The organism is Sphingobacterium phlebotomi (assembly GCF_008180195.1).
GTDB lineage: Bacteria > Bacteroidota > Bacteroidia > Sphingobacteriales > Sphingobacteriaceae > Sphingobacterium > Sphingobacterium phlebotomi.
The window spans coordinates 1-14960 of the sequence record NZ_VTAV01000010.1 but is presented as its reverse complement, the minus strand read 5'-3'; the positions used below and the strand labels follow the sequence as shown (position 1 = coordinate 14960).

Genomic DNA, 14960 nt, shown 5'->3' with positions numbered 1-14960 from the left:
TTTTAGCGGTCTGGACGGGACTCGAACCCGCGACCCCATGCGTGACAGGCATGTATTCTAACCAGCTGAACTACCAGACCTCATTTTCTCCCTTTAATAGGAATTTGTATATTCTAAGAACTTTTTGAAGCAATGCTTCTTTTTTTAGCGGTCTGGACGGGACTCGAACCCGCGACCCCATGCGTGACAGGCATGTATTCTAACCAGCTGAACTACCAGACCTATTATCCTTCCCGTTTGAAGGTGTGCAAATATAGGTGTATTTTGCAGAATGCGGAAATTTTTTTGAAAAAAGTTAGTCTACCGCACCCTCTTTCATTTTCTCTGCATTCTCTGCAAATTGGAGCGCATCTATAATACCCTGAATATCACCATCCATAACCGCGGGGAGGTTATAAAGTGTCATTCCAATACGGTGTTCGGTAACACGTCCCTGCGGATAATTGTATGTCCGTACCTTAGCAGAACGGTCTCCGGTAGATACCATTGTTTTGCGCTTAGCAGCTGTATCACCGTGTTTTTTCTGCACTTCCAACTCGTATAATTTGTTACGAAGCATTTCCATAGCAAGTTCGCGGTTTGCTAGTTGTGAACGTTCGACCTGACAAACCACAACGATACCAGAGGGCTTATGTGTCAACTGTACCTTCGTCTCTACTTTATTGACGTTTTGTCCTCCGGCACCACCCGAACGGGATGTTTGCATTTCGATGTCACCTGGATTTAACTCTACATCGACATCTTCCGCTTCTGGCAAAACCGCTACTGAAGCCGCAGATGTATGAACGCGTCCTTGTGTCTCGGTATCTGGGACACGTTGCACACGGTGCACACCAGATTCATACTTCAATTGACCATACGCATCTTCGCCGATGACTTTTAAAATAACCTCCTTGTATCCACCAGACGTCCCCTCCGTTACATCCATTACTTCCGTGCGCCAGCCTTTTGTTTCGAAAAATCGTGTATACATTCTATACAAATCGCCGGCAAATAGAGCGGCTTCGTCACCTCCTGTGCCGCCCCGAATTTCAATAATAGCATTCTTCGCATCTTCAGGGTCTTTCGGGATAAGCATCAATCGGATCTCTTCCTCTTTTTCTTCTTTCTCTGTTAGCAAAAGATCGAGTTCTTCTTTCGCCATCTCCCGTAGCTCTTGATCCTTTTCATTAGCGAGTATATCCTTGTTAGTATCGATATTACTAACGATGTTTTTATAGATATGATATTGTTCTACAATTTTACCCAAGTCTTTATACTCCTTGTTCAACTTGGCAAAACGTTTCATATCGTTGATCGTATCGGGGTTGCTTAATTCGGCTTCCACCTCCTCCCATCGTTCTTTTATTGCTTGTAGTTTCTCTAACATAGTGCGTAATGCTCTTAATAACGGGAACGTATTTCCCGATTTTATTAGGCACAAAAGTACGTATTTTTTTGGTATTAATGTGTGGAAACCACCTTGAGACCAATAATAGAAGCGATCAATGTAAAAATGAAAAATACACGCCAAAAATCAGTTGGTTCTTTAAATACGAAAATACCTACCAAGACAGTTCCGACCGCGCCAATACCAGTCCAAACAGCATAGGCAGTTCCAAGAGGCAATGCCTGGGTGGCCTTCATTAGCAGAAGCATGCTGATTGTGAGGCATAGACCAAAGCCGCCATACCAAAGGTACATTTCTGTTCCAGTTGTGTGTTTCGCTTTTCCCAAACACGATGTAAATCCCACTTCAAATAATCCCGCAATAATTAATATAATCCAGTTCATAGTTTTTTTTATTTATCAACGACAAATATCCGAACATAAGAACAGCATTCTTTTTACAAATGATAAAAAATGAAAGCTTTCATTTTATTACCCTCGCTTGACTTTGGGTTTCAAATCCGTCAACGAAGCAATTTTTACAGGGTTACTTTGTTCTATACTACGCCGGGCAGCCACGCCAATCAAAATAGACATCACGCCATCCCGCAGACCGGCTGCATGGCCATATGGGTCAGGAGCGTCCGACTGTTTGAACAATTTGTCATGTAATCGACGATCCCCGCCACCGTGGCCGGCACGTTCACTGGCTACCTGGATGATCTGGTAATCCTTCCAGTTTTTATAAAGCACTACCGGCTCATGGATGACATCAATGTTTTCCGCTTGCTGCATCTCCGCAGCATGCAGGCTCTCCTGATCCAAACTGTCATTTTTCATCCATGGGATGTCCAACCAAGCCTCGATACGCCCTTTCTGTCCATTGAAGGCTATCCGCCAGCCCTCAAAAGGAGAATATGTAGTCAGTGAGTAATTAGCTATCACGCCATTGGCATATTTAATTTGAGCCGACATCTTATCGTAAATATCGATCTCATTTCGATAAACACATCCATCACGAATATACCCGTCATGCGCTTCGTTGGCCACATACAGCTTCATTGCGTGGGAATCCCCGGTGATGTCCCAATAGTAATCACATTCTTTTTTATACGAGCAACTCCGGCAACTTGTTCCTCTGAAAGGTCCGTTTTTACCGTAGTGTTCCAGTGCACCATAAGCAAATACTTCCTCTGGTTCTGAATCCAGCCACCAATTGAGCAAGTCAAAATGGTGCGTAGCCTTATGTATCCATAGTGATCCGCCCTTGGCCATTAGTCCGTGCCAGCGACGAAAATAAGATGCCCCGTGATGGACATTGAGATACCAATTGAAATCAACCGACGTGATCTCTCCAATCTCCCCGTTCATAATCAGTTCCTTGATTTTCGTCATATATGGGCTCCAACGATAATTAAACCCTACAATCAGGTTTTTACCATATTGGCGTTCAGCATCCAAGATTGCCTGCGCTTTTATCTCGTCGGTGGTCAGCGGTTTCTCAGTCAGTACGTCACAACCGGCAGCCAGCCCTTGGATTATCAGCTCGTGATGAGACGAATCTGTCGTACAGACAATCACTAAGTCTGGTTTGGTCGTGCTCAGCATTTCTTTAAAACTGACAAAGGTCGGGCAATCCACTTTCATGTATTCCTTTCCATACTGCAACCTACCCGGATTGATATCGCTTAGGCCGACAAATTCCAGTTGATCTGGATATTGTTCTACGAGGCGGCGCCCCCAAAAGGATATACCCCGTACACCTGTACCGACTAATGTGACTCTAAGTTTGCGATGCAGCCCAAACGCATTTACGGGTAGCGATACCGCCGTTCCTGCGGCCAGTAAAGCGACAGTATGTAAAAATGATCTTCTTGAAAAACGCACCATGTTATTCCGTTTATAATTGTCTATTAAACATTTGCATTCGACAATGCAGTTAGTATGCCCAAAATAAACAATAACTTCGTATAAACAAAAAAAGGCGCGATAAATATCGCACCTTTCCTTTAAAAATAGTATGAAAAACCTAAGCCGTTTCCTCTACGTCAACCGTAGAAAACTCCTCAAATACTTCTGCGAATCCCTCATAGTCAGTATCTCCTTCAGGCGAGAAGCTACGGATTCCATTTTGCTCCACATATAACTTAAGTTCCGGATGTATATCTCCATCAGCAAATACAGCTATATCGGTATACGACAACGCTCCCCTGTACAAATCTACATACGAGCCATCGCCATAGACAGCTGCTTCCTCAGCACCCATATCAGCTTGCGCCGCCATTGTTCCGTATTTAGCTCCAACAGCATCAAATTCTTCGTTCGCATAGAGAGAATACATCACTTTAGCATCCTTAAATGTAGGATCATCTTTGTAGGCCGTTTTCAAATATGCTGGAACCATAGCAGAAAACCAACCGTGGCAATGCACCACATCTGGAGACCATCCCAACTTCTTCACAGTCTCCAATACACCTTTGCAGAAGAACAAAGAGCGTTCGTTATTGTCTGCAAAGAACTCTCCTTTGTCGTCACGGAAAACCTTTTTCCGTTGAAAATACTCTTCATTATCTAAAAAATACACCTGCATCCGTGCAGCAGGCAATGAAGCAACTTTAATAATGAGCGGATTGTCATTGTTATCCACCACGATGTTCATTCCCGATAACCTTATCACTTCATGAAGACGATTTCTGCGCTCATTGATATTACCGAAACGCGGCATCAGAATACGGATTTCAAATCCTTTTTCTTGCATCGCTTGTGGTAATTGGCGTGTTATTTCAGAAATTTTACTTATTTCAAGGAAAGGCGACATCTCATGGGTTACAAACAATATTTTCGTTTTTGCCATCTCCAATTCTTTTTTTATTTATCGAACAGTAAAATCGGTCCACAAAGATACGATTATTTTATGAATTTTACAATTCATTAAGTTTCATACCTTTATATTACGAATTTATTTCTGCAATTTTGCGCCCTTATTTTAACGTTTTGCGGTGAAGATATTTAAAACAAAACAGACCCTTCAAACTTACCAAAAAAAACTACGGGAAGCCAAGCAGCGCATAGCGCTTGTGCCAACTATGGGAGCGCTCCATGAAGGACATCTTTCGTTAATAAAAGAGGCACAGCAAATTGCTGATGTTGTGGTATGCAGTATTTTTGTAAATCCCACCCAATTTAATGATCCGAGCGATCTTGAAAAATACCCACGGCCGGAAGAAAACGACTTACAGCTGTTACAAGCGATCGGATGTGATGTCGCTTTTCTACCTACTGTGGAAGAAATGTATCCCAAAAAAGAAGAATCGTGGCATCTTGATCTCGGAAGTCTGGAACAAGTATGGGAGGGAGAAAAGCGACCGGGGCATTTTCAAGGAGTAACCCAGATCGTGTATAAGCTGTTCCGTTTAGTTGAACCTGATGTTGCTTGCTTTGGTCAAAAGGACTTCCAGCAAGTTATGGTCATCCAACGGTTAATTGACGTAAAAAATCTATCCATAGTTATCCATATATGCCCAACCGTCCGAAGCGAGGAAGGTCTCGCATTAAGTTCACGTAATATACGCCTTTCGGAAGCCGGAAAGCATAAAGCTTTGACGCTATATCGTTCCTTGAGCCATATCAAGCGTTATTTTAAAATCCGTAAACTAAACACGCTTCAGAAAGAAGCATTCGATATCCTTCAGCAAGAGGATGAAGTCGAAGTCGAATATCTGGCTATCTGTGAAACACGTTCGTTACAAGAAATCGAGCGGATCGATCCCACAAAAAAGCATGTGGCATTACTTGTTGCCTGGGTAGAAGGTGTCAGATTGATTGATAATATGTTATTGGATTGAGGATTAAAAAAAAATAGGTAATTTTGTATTATGTTGATTGAAGTAATGAAATCAAAGATTCATCGGGTCCGTGTTACACAAGCGGAACTGAACTACGTGGGAAGTATCACGATTGATGAGGATTTGATGGATGCAGCAAATATTGTTGCAAACGAAAAGGTGCAGATTGTAAACAACAATAACGGGGCTCGATTAGAGACCTATGTTATTCCGGGTGAACGGGGAACAGGCACCATATGTCTTAACGGTGCTGCCGCCCGATTGGTGCAGGTGGGTGATATTATTATTATCATTTCCTATGCGAGCATGACGCCTGAAGAAGCAAAAGTACATAAACCCACTTTGCTATTTCCCGATCATAACAATAAATTGACATTGTAGCAATGCATAAATTAAGTACCACATATCGCAATTTCATCGCTTGGTCACTAAGCGTATGGATGGTAGCGATTATCACCAGTGGTGTGGTATTTATGCACAAGGAGGTTACGTCTACCGGGGAAATGGTTACGCACATTCACCCCTATGACTTTACCAAAAAAGGCGAACCTCATCATCACGAATCTGATGATGAAATTCAATTTTTAAACGTTGTATTTGCCGGCGTATTCGTAGCTAGTGATCTACAGGCTTTCGAGCTTTCCATTACGCCGATTATGCTTCGCATACACTATGCGGAGTTAGTGGAAAATGCGCCTTCCACACTACTCTTTCACTATGATCTGCGGGGACCTCCTGCCTCTTCTTTATCCTAATCTCCACTTTCCGAATAGCTATCGGAAATTTAACTAAACGAATTTATTATTACACGATAAGGTCTGTATACAGATCTGGATCGCTCATTCGCTTAAAGCCCATCATCGCGTTGTCATTACATGACAAAACGCAGACTTCATGATTGTGCGATGTGGCTTGAGCTTCATATGAATTATTTACATGACAAAAAGATACAACTACAGGCTTGCCCTAATAGCCTTACTCTATATATTCCCATTGGCACTTTTCGCCCAGACAACAATACAAGGTCAGATCACGGATGCAGATAACCAGCCCATTTTCGCCGCCAGCGTATTAGTAGAAGGTTCTACTATAGGAACGACGACAGATAAAGATGGATACTTCCAATTGGACGACATTCAAATTGCTAAAACAACATTGGTCGTGCGGGCTGTAGGTTATCTACCCTATAAACAAAACATCCATGAATCCCAAAAGAATTCGCAACTTCGTATTATACTACAAAAGGACAATCGCAATTTAGATGAGGTCGTGGTGTCGGGCACACTGCGGGAAGTATCCAAATTAGAAAGCCCCATTCCAGTAGAGGTCTATTCTGCCAAATTTTTCAGGGCTAATCCAGCTCCAACAATTTTCGAATCTCTCCAGAATATAAATGGTGTACGCCCACAGATCAATTGCAGTGTATGTAATACCGGCGACATTCATATCAATGGTCTGGAAGGCCCGTATACCATGGTATTGATTGATGGTATGCCTATTGTTTCCGGCCTATCCACCGTATATGGGTTAAATGGGATTCCGCAAGCCTTAATTGAACGTGTAGAAATAGTAAAAGGTCCGGCCTCTACGCTATACGGTAGTGAAGCGGTGGGTGGTCTCATAAACATCATCACGAAAACACCTGAAAACGCGCCGCTATTTAGCTTAGAAACATTCGGGACAACCTGGCAGGAATACAACCTAGATCTCGGAGGCAAGTTTAAGGTGGGTTCTGCTCAGTCGTTGTTAGGCGTGAATTATTTTAACTATTCGAATCCTTCGGATAAGAACGGAGATAATTTTACAGATGTCACCCTACAAGACCGGATCTCCATCTTCAATAAGTGGAATTTTGCACGCAAAGACAACAAAACATTCTCGCTGGCCGGCCGGTATGTCTACGAAGACCGTTGGGGTGGAGAAATGAACTGGAACAGGCAATATCGTGGAGGTGATGAGGTTTATGGCGAAAGTATTTATACCAAACGTTGGGAAGTGATGGGCGTTTACGACTTACCCGGCAGCGAGGATTTCTCACTTTCTTTCAGCGCCAATGGTCACGATCAAAATAGTGTCTACGGCGACACCGAATATGTTGCTGATCAGCGAATTTTTTTCGGTCAGTTAACATGGCATAAACAAATTAAAAACCATGATCTACTGACCGGACTAGCTTATCGTTATACTTACTACGACGATAACACGCCCGCAACAACCGAAGTATCGCACACACATTTGCCCGGGCTATTTGTGCAAGATGAAATCACCTTACATCCGCAGCACAAGTTATTGCTTGGAGCACGTTACGATTATAATTCTATTCACGGAAGTATCTTATCCCCACGTGTGAATTATAAATGGAACTCCAAAGACAAAACTCAGGTATTGAGGATCGGTGTCGGGAACGGTTACCGTGTGGCAAATGTGTTCACGGAAGACCATGCCGCTTTAACAGGCGCACGCGATGTGGTATTTGAGGGTGATCTCAAGCCCGAAACTTCATGGAACACGAACATCAATTACGTGAAGAAATTTTATTCGGATAATGGTTCTGTGTTTGGGATCGATGCGAGTGCATTTTATACCTACTTTACCAATAAAATTATCCCTGACTATGACACCGACATCAATAAAATTATCTATTCCAATTTAGATGGACATGCCGTTTCACAAGGTATTTCTGTCAATTTGGATTGGGCACACTCGAGTGGTTTCAAAGCCATGATCGGCGGTACCGTGATGGATGTATACAGTGAAGAAGGAGGAGAACGTGAATGGCAGATGCTGACCGAAAAATATATGGGTACCTGGACCATTGGCTATAACTGGAACCGTTTAGGATTAAGTTTTGACTATACTGGTAATGTCATAGGCCCTATGCGTTTACCTGTTTTGGGTGAGGACGATCCTAGGCCAGACGAGTCCAAGGCATGGAGTATCCAGAATATACAAGTCACGAAGCATTTCCGTAACGGGCTTGAAATTTTTGGTGGTGTAAAGAATTTACTGAACTGGAAGCCCACCAAAGGGATTCCCTTTATTATCTCCCGTGCGCATGACCCATTTGAAAAAATTGATGACCCGAGTCTGCTACCGTTCGATCCAAGTTACGTGTATGGACCTAACCAAGGGATTCGTGGATTCTTAGGGGTTCGGTATAATTTGTTTAGATAATAGCATGATGACGATAGCTCGATTAGCTAAAAACTATACTGCATTGCTGGCCATAATTGGTCTGTTCAGTTCTTTTTGTAAAGCACAGATAAATCCGGTGGATATCACCAAGGTGGATAGTCTGATGGCGCAACAAGCGAAGCCGATACTCATTCTGCTATCTACCGATTGGTGTCAATATTGCCAGATGCAGAAAAACCAAATAGGAAAAAACAGGGATTTCGCCTTAAGCGCGAACTTATTCTATTATGTCGAGTTTAACGCTGAAAGTAAAGAAAACCTTTCGTTTCAAGGCAAGGACTATGTTTTCAAGCCTACAGGCAAAAATACCGGTACGCACGAACTTGCTCGGACTTTAAACGGTCCCGGCACGCTCGCTTTTCCAACGTGGGTATTGCTAGACAAGAACTATCAAACGTTGTTCCACCACGGCGGTGTATTGACTCCCAAGCAATTAAAAGAACTATTGGACGCAATCGGCAACATAAGCGTAAGTAATTTACAAACGCTTTAAAAAAATAGCCCGCAAACGGATACTGCGGGCTATTCTAACTACTGATATAATTTTGAAGTTGGTCAATAGTCTGCTTTTGATCTTCGATAATATGTTTCACGAGGTCACCGATAGAAATCATGCCGACCACTTGACCACTTTCTACGACAGGCAAATGCCGCACATGGTTATTGGTCATCAGTTCCATGCAATGCTCCACTTTTTCGTCGGTTGTAATCGTGCGTGGGCCAGGTGTCATGACGAGCTGAACAGGTGTCTCTTTGGACGATTTTCCCTGCAGGATAATTTTCCGGGCGTAATCCCTTTCGGTGAAGATCCCCACTAATGTTGCCTGTTCCATAATCAACAACGCACTGATGTTTTTTTCCATCATCGTTTGTAAAGCGTCAAAAACGGAGGTGCTTTGGCTTACAGCGTACACCACAGCGCCCTTTGCCTGGAGGATGTGTTTTACGGTTTTCATATTATTATCAATTTATAATGGCTGATGAACACGCTCCTGATCGTATCAGGAACTGGTTTCCAAAAATACCGTAGCACGATAAAAAAACGTATCGACAACGGTAAAATTGGCTATTACTGTTTAAAGATAACGGTTTTGTTCCTATAAAAAAAATAGCGGTCAAAATACATACGAACTGACAATATCACTATAGGTTATCTGCGGATTTCGACCAATATAGGCTACCCGAAACTCATATTCTTGTACCGGCTCCAACCCGGTTATCGTCACTTTGGATTTCGAGCTGATCACGTTGTTCCAATGGCTATCGCTGTTTTTCTTCCGATATTCGAACTGATAGGCAAGTACCCTCCTCCAGCTGTTTACTTTAAGCTCTACAATCCCGGAAACGTGCGCATTGACCTTCACTAAAAAGATTTTCGGTTTGGGAGCCGGCTCCAGCACGTGCACACCTCTTTTGGAGGGGATAAAACCCGCCGCCAAGATCATGGCCTCATCTCCTTCCGTTTGACGTTCTACATAAAGTGATATACGGTACACCTCCGCTTTCAATGCGGCATAAGCCTGATTTTTGATGACAACCAAACGCCTATCTCTATACGCCGCATCGGCCTGCGCCCGTTTGAATTCCGAAAGTGCCTGTTCCAACGTATCCCGTTCTGGTTCTACAGCCGGGAATAAAGCGGCGTTTTCCGTTAATTTAACCACGATATTTTCAACGAATTTTACATACGCTGCTTCGCTGTTGCCCGCCGCGCCGGTTTTTAATGTTGTTTTTGCCATGATGAATGTTTTTAACGATTAAAAAAATAATGTCTATGTTGACCAACAGGCGCAAATATAGGAGGGCACGGTAGGAAACAGGGGGTCAAATCGTGCCAAAATTTTTCACTTTTTCGGAAAATTTTGTCGCAATTTGACCCCCTACCTGCTAAAAATCCATAATTTTATGCCTTCACAGCGCAGAAACAGCATTTTTAAAAGTTTGGCAAATTTACTTGTTCCCCTAAAGAACTTCTTTTTTGCCCACAAAAAGATCTTTTTTGCTTAACAAATAAACGTCATGGTATACAAACCAGGTTATATGCCGGAAATGGAATCCTTATTGTCAGACAAAATATGCTTATTGCCAACAAAAAGATTCTTTTGGTTTAACAAATACGCGTTGTGGCATACAAACGGAATCCTATTCCAGAAACAGAAACGTAACGCCCCAACAAAACTTCTGTATTCCCTACAAAACTATTCTTTTGGTTTAACAGATCGCTGTGACGGTATAAAAACAGGACTATATTCCAAGAATAGAAATGGAATGGTTTGACAAAAGATCTCCAGAAAAGCACATAAATTTCTTACTTTTGCTGTAGCATTAAGATATGAACCTGCGTTCTATCCTTTAGAAAAGACATTAAAATTTATGAAAACTCTATTTAAACCATTAATTGTATTAGCATTTGCGGCAATTGCATTCAGTTCTTGTATGAAAGACAATGACGATATAGATTACGAAGCAGAAGCTTTAAAACAAGAAAAAACTTTGGACTCTCTGCTTTCTGCCGAAAAAATCAAGATTCAAGATTACTTAGCATTGACGGAAGGAAACTGGCAAGAAGATACCGTTACGATTTCATTACCACGGTTAGGAAAAACGGTTAAAAGAGGTATTTGGTATGAAGTACTTGCGGAACCGACTCAAGTAGACGACGAAGCATATGAATATGAGCTCTCTACTAGTTATGCAAATCAAATAAACCCACCGACAAAAGTGAAATTAAAATATGCCGTATACTCTTTAACAAGCGAAACGCCACTCAAAGAGGATGCGACAGGAAGTGATTACAATTTTACGAACACAAACACAAACTTAACTGTGGCGTGGCTGATAGGGTTTTCTCCATACACTATACAATACAACGGTAACAACGTCAATTTAGGTCTTCTTGCGGGACTGACCGAAAAAGGTCTGAAAAAAGGCAGTGAAATCCGCATTATATCGCCATCTTATTGGTCTACACCTCTGTATTCGGGTCAACAAGCACCGGATTATCTTCCTTCAAATGCTCCGGCGATTTATAAATTCGAAGTATTAGGTATCGAATAATAAAACAATCACAAATAATATACAGAGGGCGTGTCCAACATTAGACACGCTCTTTTTTTAATCAAAACAATGAACAACCTATCAAAACTTCTTTTTTTCTTTGTGCTAGCCACAATGGGCTTCACATCTTGTAGTAAATCCGACGATAATGGAACCGACTGGGCAGAAGAACAACGAATTAGAGATTCCATTAACAATGCCCGGATAGAAGCCCTGCTGGAAGAACAGGCCCCTATACTAAAGGATTTTGCAGAAGAGCGGCTTCCCGGAGCGGTATTAGATGATTCTACCGGTATTTGGTTCAAAATCCATGAACCAGGAGAAGAAGGATCATATAGCTATCGCCTAGTTCCCGGATCCATGGGAAGGCTAAGTCTTTCCAATCCTACGGTGAAGGTAAAATACGTTGGCAAATTACTGAATGGCGACGTGTTTGACGAAACGACTGCGGACGATCCGAAAAAAGAAACCTTTTCTTCTCCCCTAGGCAGCCTAATTGTCGCTTGGAATTATGCATTTTATCCAAAAGAGATCCGTCTAAACGGAAACGATTATAAGATTGGCGGACTTACCGAAAAAGGGCTACAGAAAGGAGCTATTATCGAGTTCGTCGCACCATCACCTTACTGTTATGATAATGCAGCCTCGGATGATATTCCTGCAGATTCTCCCTTGCATTTTTATATTGAAGTGGTGGATATAAAGTAAACTAGTTTACACAAATAACCAAAGCCCGCTATGTGAATCAGCGGGCTTTGGTTTTTCGGGAAAAATTCAAAAACTTGTAATATACGTGATTTATTTTTAAATTTACACGTAAAGACAGAGTAAAGATGAATACAAAACTCACGTTAAATTTAGACAAGCACATCATCGATCGCGCGAAGGACTACGCTAAAAGTAATCGCGTAAGCCTGTCGCAACTTATTGAAAATTATTTGGATTCATTAACAAATAAAGACGACAAGAAAGATGTTAAAGTTAGTCCTCTTGTAGAGAGTTTGACTGGCGTTATTCCACGCGAGGATGAAACAGATTACAAAAAAGAATATTATGAATACTTAAATAAGAAATACTGTTAATGGACAGGCTTTTTATTGACACAAACATCGTCATCGATCTTTTACAAAAACGCGAAAGTTTTTATGAAGAAGCTCAGGAACTGTTCACACTTGGAGATGATAAAAAAGTAAAACTATTTATATCGTCCTTGACTATAGCGAATGCACACTTTTTACTTTCCAAACATTACAATACGCATGATGCTCGAAAAATATTGGCTAAATTTAAAGTACTGGTTGATGTTTCACCCTTAGATGATAAAATAATTGAACTGGCATTGACATCGGATCAAAAAGATTTTGAGGACGCTATTCAATACTATACAGCAATTGAAAATAATACGGATATTATTATTACACGAAATAAGAAAGATTTTAAAAAACTTAATATTCCCATTTTAACAGCAAAGGAATACCTACACCGAAAATAACAACCCATCCAAGATGAAGATAGCGCTTGCTCAACTGAATTATCATATAGGCAACTTTACCGCCAACAACGAGAAAATTATCCGTCATATTACGCGCGCCAAAGCAGATGGCGTAGATTTAATTGTTTTCGCTGAACTTGCTATAAGTGGTTACCCTGCGAAAGACCTTTTACGAAACGCTCAGTTTATTCAACAGTGTGCCGATAGTTTACACGAGATTGCAACAGCTTGCCAAGGCATTAGCTGTGTTATCGGCTCGCCCGTGGTCAATACGGATCCCGAAGGCAAAGCGCTTTACAATGCTGCCGTCTTACTGGCGGATGGTCAAATCCAGCACATCTGTAAGAAAAGCTTATTACCGGATTATGATGTCTTTGACGAATACCGATATTTCGAACCAAACAGGACTGCTTCCTGTATCGACATCAATGGACAGAAAGTGGCGCTTACCGTCTGTGAAGATTTGTGGGACGACGAAGTTTCCAACTCCTATGTGGGCGATTTAATGGCCGAGCTACGGAAGGAGAATCCATCACTCATCATCAATATAGCTGCTTCCCCCTTTTCTTACACGCATTTCGAAAATCGAATTAACGTTTTAAAACGGAATGTTATCAAGGCAGGATGCCCCTTAGTCTATGTTAACCAAATTGGGGCGCATACCGATATTATCTTTGATGGACGTTCATTGGCACTTGACAGAAACGGAAATATATTGTCAGCATTAAACGCTTTTGCGGAAGATTACACGGTGTTGGACATTTATGGGCAAGCACCAACTCTCCCAGAGCAAAAACCTTCAGAGATCGCCTTGATACACCAAGCGCTCCTTCTAGGAATTCGTGATTATTTTCAGAAATCTGGTTTTAAAAAAGCCGTACTTGGCCTATCGGGTGGGTTGGACTCGGCAATTGTTGCTGCATTAGCATGCGAAGCGCTAGGTGCAGAAAATGTGCTTGCCGCCTTGATGCCATCTAAATATTCCAGTGAGCATTCCGTAAAAGATGCTTTGGATTTAGTGGAGAACACAGGATGTGCACACCAAATTATTCCTATCGAAGACATTGCCAAGGCTTTTGATCATACACTGGCGGATTCCTTCACAGGACAAGCTCCTGACCTTACAGAAGAAAACATACAAGCGCGTATTCGAGGAACAATCCTCATGGCTCTTTCCAATAAATTTGGCCATATCCTACTAAACACCTCTAACAAAAGCGAAGCAGCCGTAGGATATGGAACATTATATGGTGATATGGCGGGTTCATTGAGTGTTATTGGCGATGTTTACAAAACGCAAGCCTATGCGTTGGCACGTTATATTAATCGCGAACGGGAAATCATTCCTTTGAACACGATTGTTAAACCGCCTTCCGCAGAATTACGCCCAGATCAAAAAGATTCCGATTCTTTACCGCCTTACGATATATTGGACAGCATCCTTTATCAATTGATCGAATTAGAGAAATCAGCTATAGAGGTTGTTCAATCGGGATTTGATGAAACATTGGTCAAACGCATCGCTAAGTTACTCCACAATGCCGAGTTTAAACGCTTCCAAGCTCCGCCCATACTACGTGTAAGCCCGAAAGCATTCGGCAGCGGGCGAGTAATGCCTTTGGTTGCGAAGTATTTTTAAACCTTTGGCGGGCAATATCGTCTAATAAAATAAAATGGGGTTATTATGAATACGATAAAATATATTTTCATGTTGGGCTTTATAGCCATCCTTGCATCTTGTGCCTCGGTTAAATATAATACCACACGAGTGCATCATCAGGATTTCCAGCAATATAAGACCTATAGCTGGCTTCCTCCTGTGGATTCGCTATCTAAAAATTATCTTAACAATGATATTGCCAAAAGCAATATCCTGAATGCTGCCAATAAGGAACTGGAAGCATTGGGCATGCAATATTCCAAAGACAACCCGGACATTCTTTTTCGTTATATTACCATCGTAAACAATAAAAGCCGTATGGTATATAGCCCATCTTATGGGT

At 41.8% G+C, this 14960-nt stretch carries 17 protein-coding genes and 2 tRNA genes; 11 read left to right on the top strand and 8 right to left on the bottom strand.

Annotated elements, in window-relative coordinates; all coding sequences use genetic code 11:
• Positions 1–6: 6 nt before the first annotated feature.
• The 6 genes from FXV77_RS13760 to FXV77_RS13735 all read right to left on the bottom strand — a co-directional run bounded on the left by FXV77_RS13760 (position 7) and on the right by FXV77_RS13735 (position 4222).
• A tRNA-Asp gene (locus FXV77_RS13760) sits at positions 7–80 on the bottom strand.
• Between the two features lie 68 nt (positions 81–148).
• Positions 149–222 (bottom strand) — tRNA-Asp (locus tag FXV77_RS13755).
• Positions 223–295: 73 nt separating this feature from the next.
• Positions 296–1369 carry a peptide chain release factor 1 gene (gene prfA / locus FXV77_RS13750; protein ID WP_148919814.1) on the bottom strand — a complete coding sequence of 358 codons (1074 nt, stop codon included), beginning with the start codon at positions 1367–1369 and terminating at the stop codon, positions 296–298.
• A gap of 74 nt (positions 1370–1443) precedes the next feature.
• A complete protein-coding gene (locus tag FXV77_RS13745; RefSeq protein ID WP_148919813.1) occupies positions 1444–1773 on the bottom strand; it encodes a DMT family transporter in 330 nt (109 codons plus the stop codon).
• Positions 1774–1860: 87 nt separating this feature from the next.
• Complete coding sequence (locus FXV77_RS13740) at positions 1861–3258, bottom strand: Gfo/Idh/MocA family protein (protein ID WP_148919812.1); 1398 nt, start codon at positions 3256–3258, stop codon at positions 1861–1863.
• Between the two features lie 139 nt (positions 3259–3397).
• Positions 3398–4222: a glycogen/starch synthase gene (locus FXV77_RS13735; protein WP_148919811.1), complete on the bottom strand. Its 825-nt coding sequence runs from the start codon at positions 4220–4222 to the stop codon at positions 3398–3400.
• Positions 4223–4367: 145 nt separating this feature from the next.
• Between FXV77_RS13735 and panC the strand changes: the two genes are divergently transcribed.
• From panC to FXV77_RS13710, 5 genes are all read left to right on the top strand, one after another.
• A complete protein-coding gene (gene panC, locus FXV77_RS13730; protein WP_148919810.1) occupies positions 4368–5213 on the top strand; it encodes a pantoate--beta-alanine ligase in 846 nt (281 codons plus the stop codon).
• A 30-nt stretch (positions 5214–5243) separates the two neighbouring features.
• Complete coding sequence (gene panD / locus FXV77_RS13725; protein WP_148919809.1) at positions 5244–5594, top strand: aspartate 1-decarboxylase; 351 nt, start codon at positions 5244–5246, stop codon at positions 5592–5594.
• Between the two features lie 2 nt (positions 5595–5596).
• Positions 5597–5968, top strand: coding sequence for a hypothetical protein (locus FXV77_RS22465; RefSeq protein ID WP_246162469.1), 372 nt, complete (start codon positions 5597–5599; stop codon positions 5966–5968).
• 181 nt (positions 5969–6149) lie between these two features.
• Positions 6150–8387 carry a TonB-dependent receptor gene (locus FXV77_RS13715; RefSeq protein WP_148919808.1) on the top strand — a complete coding sequence of 746 codons (2238 nt, stop codon included), beginning with the start codon at positions 6150–6152 and terminating at the stop codon, positions 8385–8387.
• A gap of 4 nt (positions 8388–8391) precedes the next feature.
• Positions 8392–8901 (top strand): thioredoxin family protein, encoded by a 510-nt coding sequence (locus FXV77_RS13710; protein WP_148919807.1) that lies wholly within the window; start codon positions 8392–8394, stop codon positions 8899–8901.
• Positions 8902–8935: 34 nt separating this feature from the next.
• On the opposite strand, the gene FXV77_RS13705 is transcribed toward FXV77_RS13710, so the two are convergent.
• Both FXV77_RS13705 and FXV77_RS13700 read right to left on the bottom strand, forming a co-directional pair.
• Positions 8936–9364, bottom strand: a complete 429-nt coding sequence (locus FXV77_RS13705) for a CBS domain-containing protein (protein ID WP_148919806.1) — start codon at positions 9362–9364, stop codon at positions 8936–8938.
• 159 nt (positions 9365–9523) lie between these two features.
• Positions 9524–10147, bottom strand: a complete 624-nt coding sequence (locus tag FXV77_RS13700) for a fibronectin type III domain-containing protein (RefSeq protein ID WP_148919805.1) — start codon at positions 10145–10147, stop codon at positions 9524–9526.
• 634 nt (positions 10148–10781) lie between these two features.
• Here FXV77_RS13700 and FXV77_RS13695 point away from each other — a divergent pair.
• From FXV77_RS13695 to FXV77_RS13670, 6 genes are all read left to right on the top strand, one after another.
• The gene (locus FXV77_RS13695; protein WP_148919804.1) at positions 10782–11465 is read left to right on the top strand and encodes an FKBP-type peptidyl-prolyl cis-trans isomerase; all 684 of its coding nucleotides are present in this window, start codon (positions 10782–10784) and stop codon (positions 11463–11465) included.
• Between the two features lie 69 nt (positions 11466–11534).
• Entirely contained in the window at positions 11535–12173 is a 639-nt protein-coding gene (locus tag FXV77_RS13690) for an FKBP-type peptidyl-prolyl cis-trans isomerase (RefSeq protein WP_148919803.1), read from the top strand.
• Positions 12174–12298: 125 nt separating this feature from the next.
• Positions 12299–12547 (top strand): DUF6364 family protein, encoded by a 249-nt coding sequence (locus FXV77_RS13685; RefSeq protein WP_148919802.1) that lies wholly within the window; start codon positions 12299–12301, stop codon positions 12545–12547.
• Positions 12547–12957 carry a type II toxin-antitoxin system VapC family toxin gene (locus FXV77_RS13680; protein WP_148919801.1) on the top strand — a complete coding sequence of 137 codons (411 nt, stop codon included), beginning with the start codon at positions 12547–12549 and terminating at the stop codon, positions 12955–12957. The genes FXV77_RS13685 and FXV77_RS13680 overlap by 1 nt, the downstream gene beginning before the upstream one ends.
• Positions 12958–12970: 13 nt before the next feature.
• Positions 12971–14596, top strand: a complete 1626-nt coding sequence (locus tag FXV77_RS13675) for an NAD+ synthase (RefSeq protein WP_148919800.1) — start codon at positions 12971–12973, stop codon at positions 14594–14596.
• Positions 14597–14641: 45 nt separating this feature from the next.
• Positions 14642–14960: DUF4136 domain-containing protein (locus tag FXV77_RS13670; RefSeq protein ID WP_246162468.1), on the top strand; the 319-nt coding region annotated here is incomplete at its 3' end.

Bases quoted from the DNA above. Each gene is read 5' to 3' on its own strand.
- FXV77_RS13705 (WP_148919806.1), bottom strand. From the start codon at position 9,364: ATGAAAACCGTAAAACACATCCTCCAGGCAAAGGGCGCTGTGGTGTAC.
- FXV77_RS13695 (WP_148919804.1), top strand. From the start codon at position 10,782: ATGAAAACTCTATTTAAACCATTAATTGTATTAGCATTTGCGGCAATT.
- FXV77_RS13745 (WP_148919813.1), bottom strand. From the start codon at position 1,773: ATGAACTGGATTATATTAATTATTGCGGGATTATTTGAAGTGGGATTT.
- FXV77_RS13675 (WP_148919800.1), top strand. From the start codon at position 12,971: ATGAAGATAGCGCTTGCTCAACTGAATTATCATATAGGCAACTTTACC.
- FXV77_RS13715 (WP_148919808.1), top strand. From the start codon at position 6,150: ATGACAAAAAGATACAACTACAGGCTTGCCCTAATAGCCTTACTCTAT.
- panD (WP_148919809.1), top strand. From the start codon at position 5,244: ATGTTGATTGAAGTAATGAAATCAAAGATTCATCGGGTCCGTGTTACA.
- FXV77_RS13680 (WP_148919801.1), top strand. From the start codon at position 12,547: ATGGACAGGCTTTTTATTGACACAAACATCGTCATCGATCTTTTACAA.
- FXV77_RS13735 (WP_148919811.1), bottom strand. From the start codon at position 4,222: ATGGCAAAAACGAAAATATTGTTTGTAACCCATGAGATGTCGCCTTTC.
- FXV77_RS22465 (WP_246162469.1), top strand. From the start codon at position 5,597: ATGCATAAATTAAGTACCACATATCGCAATTTCATCGCTTGGTCACTA.
- FXV77_RS13700 (WP_148919805.1), bottom strand. From the start codon at position 10,147: ATGGCAAAAACAACATTAAAAACCGGCGCGGCGGGCAACAGCGAAGCA.
- FXV77_RS13710 (WP_148919807.1), top strand. From the start codon at position 8,392: ATGATGACGATAGCTCGATTAGCTAAAAACTATACTGCATTGCTGGCC.
- FXV77_RS13685 (WP_148919802.1), top strand. From the start codon at position 12,299: ATGAATACAAAACTCACGTTAAATTTAGACAAGCACATCATCGATCGC.
- FXV77_RS13740 (WP_148919812.1), bottom strand. From the start codon at position 3,258: ATGGTGCGTTTTTCAAGAAGATCATTTTTACATACTGTCGCTTTACTG.
- FXV77_RS13690 (WP_148919803.1), top strand. From the start codon at position 11,535: ATGAACAACCTATCAAAACTTCTTTTTTTCTTTGTGCTAGCCACAATG.
- prfA (WP_148919814.1), bottom strand. From the start codon at position 1,369: ATGTTAGAGAAACTACAAGCAATAAAAGAACGATGGGAGGAGGTGGAA.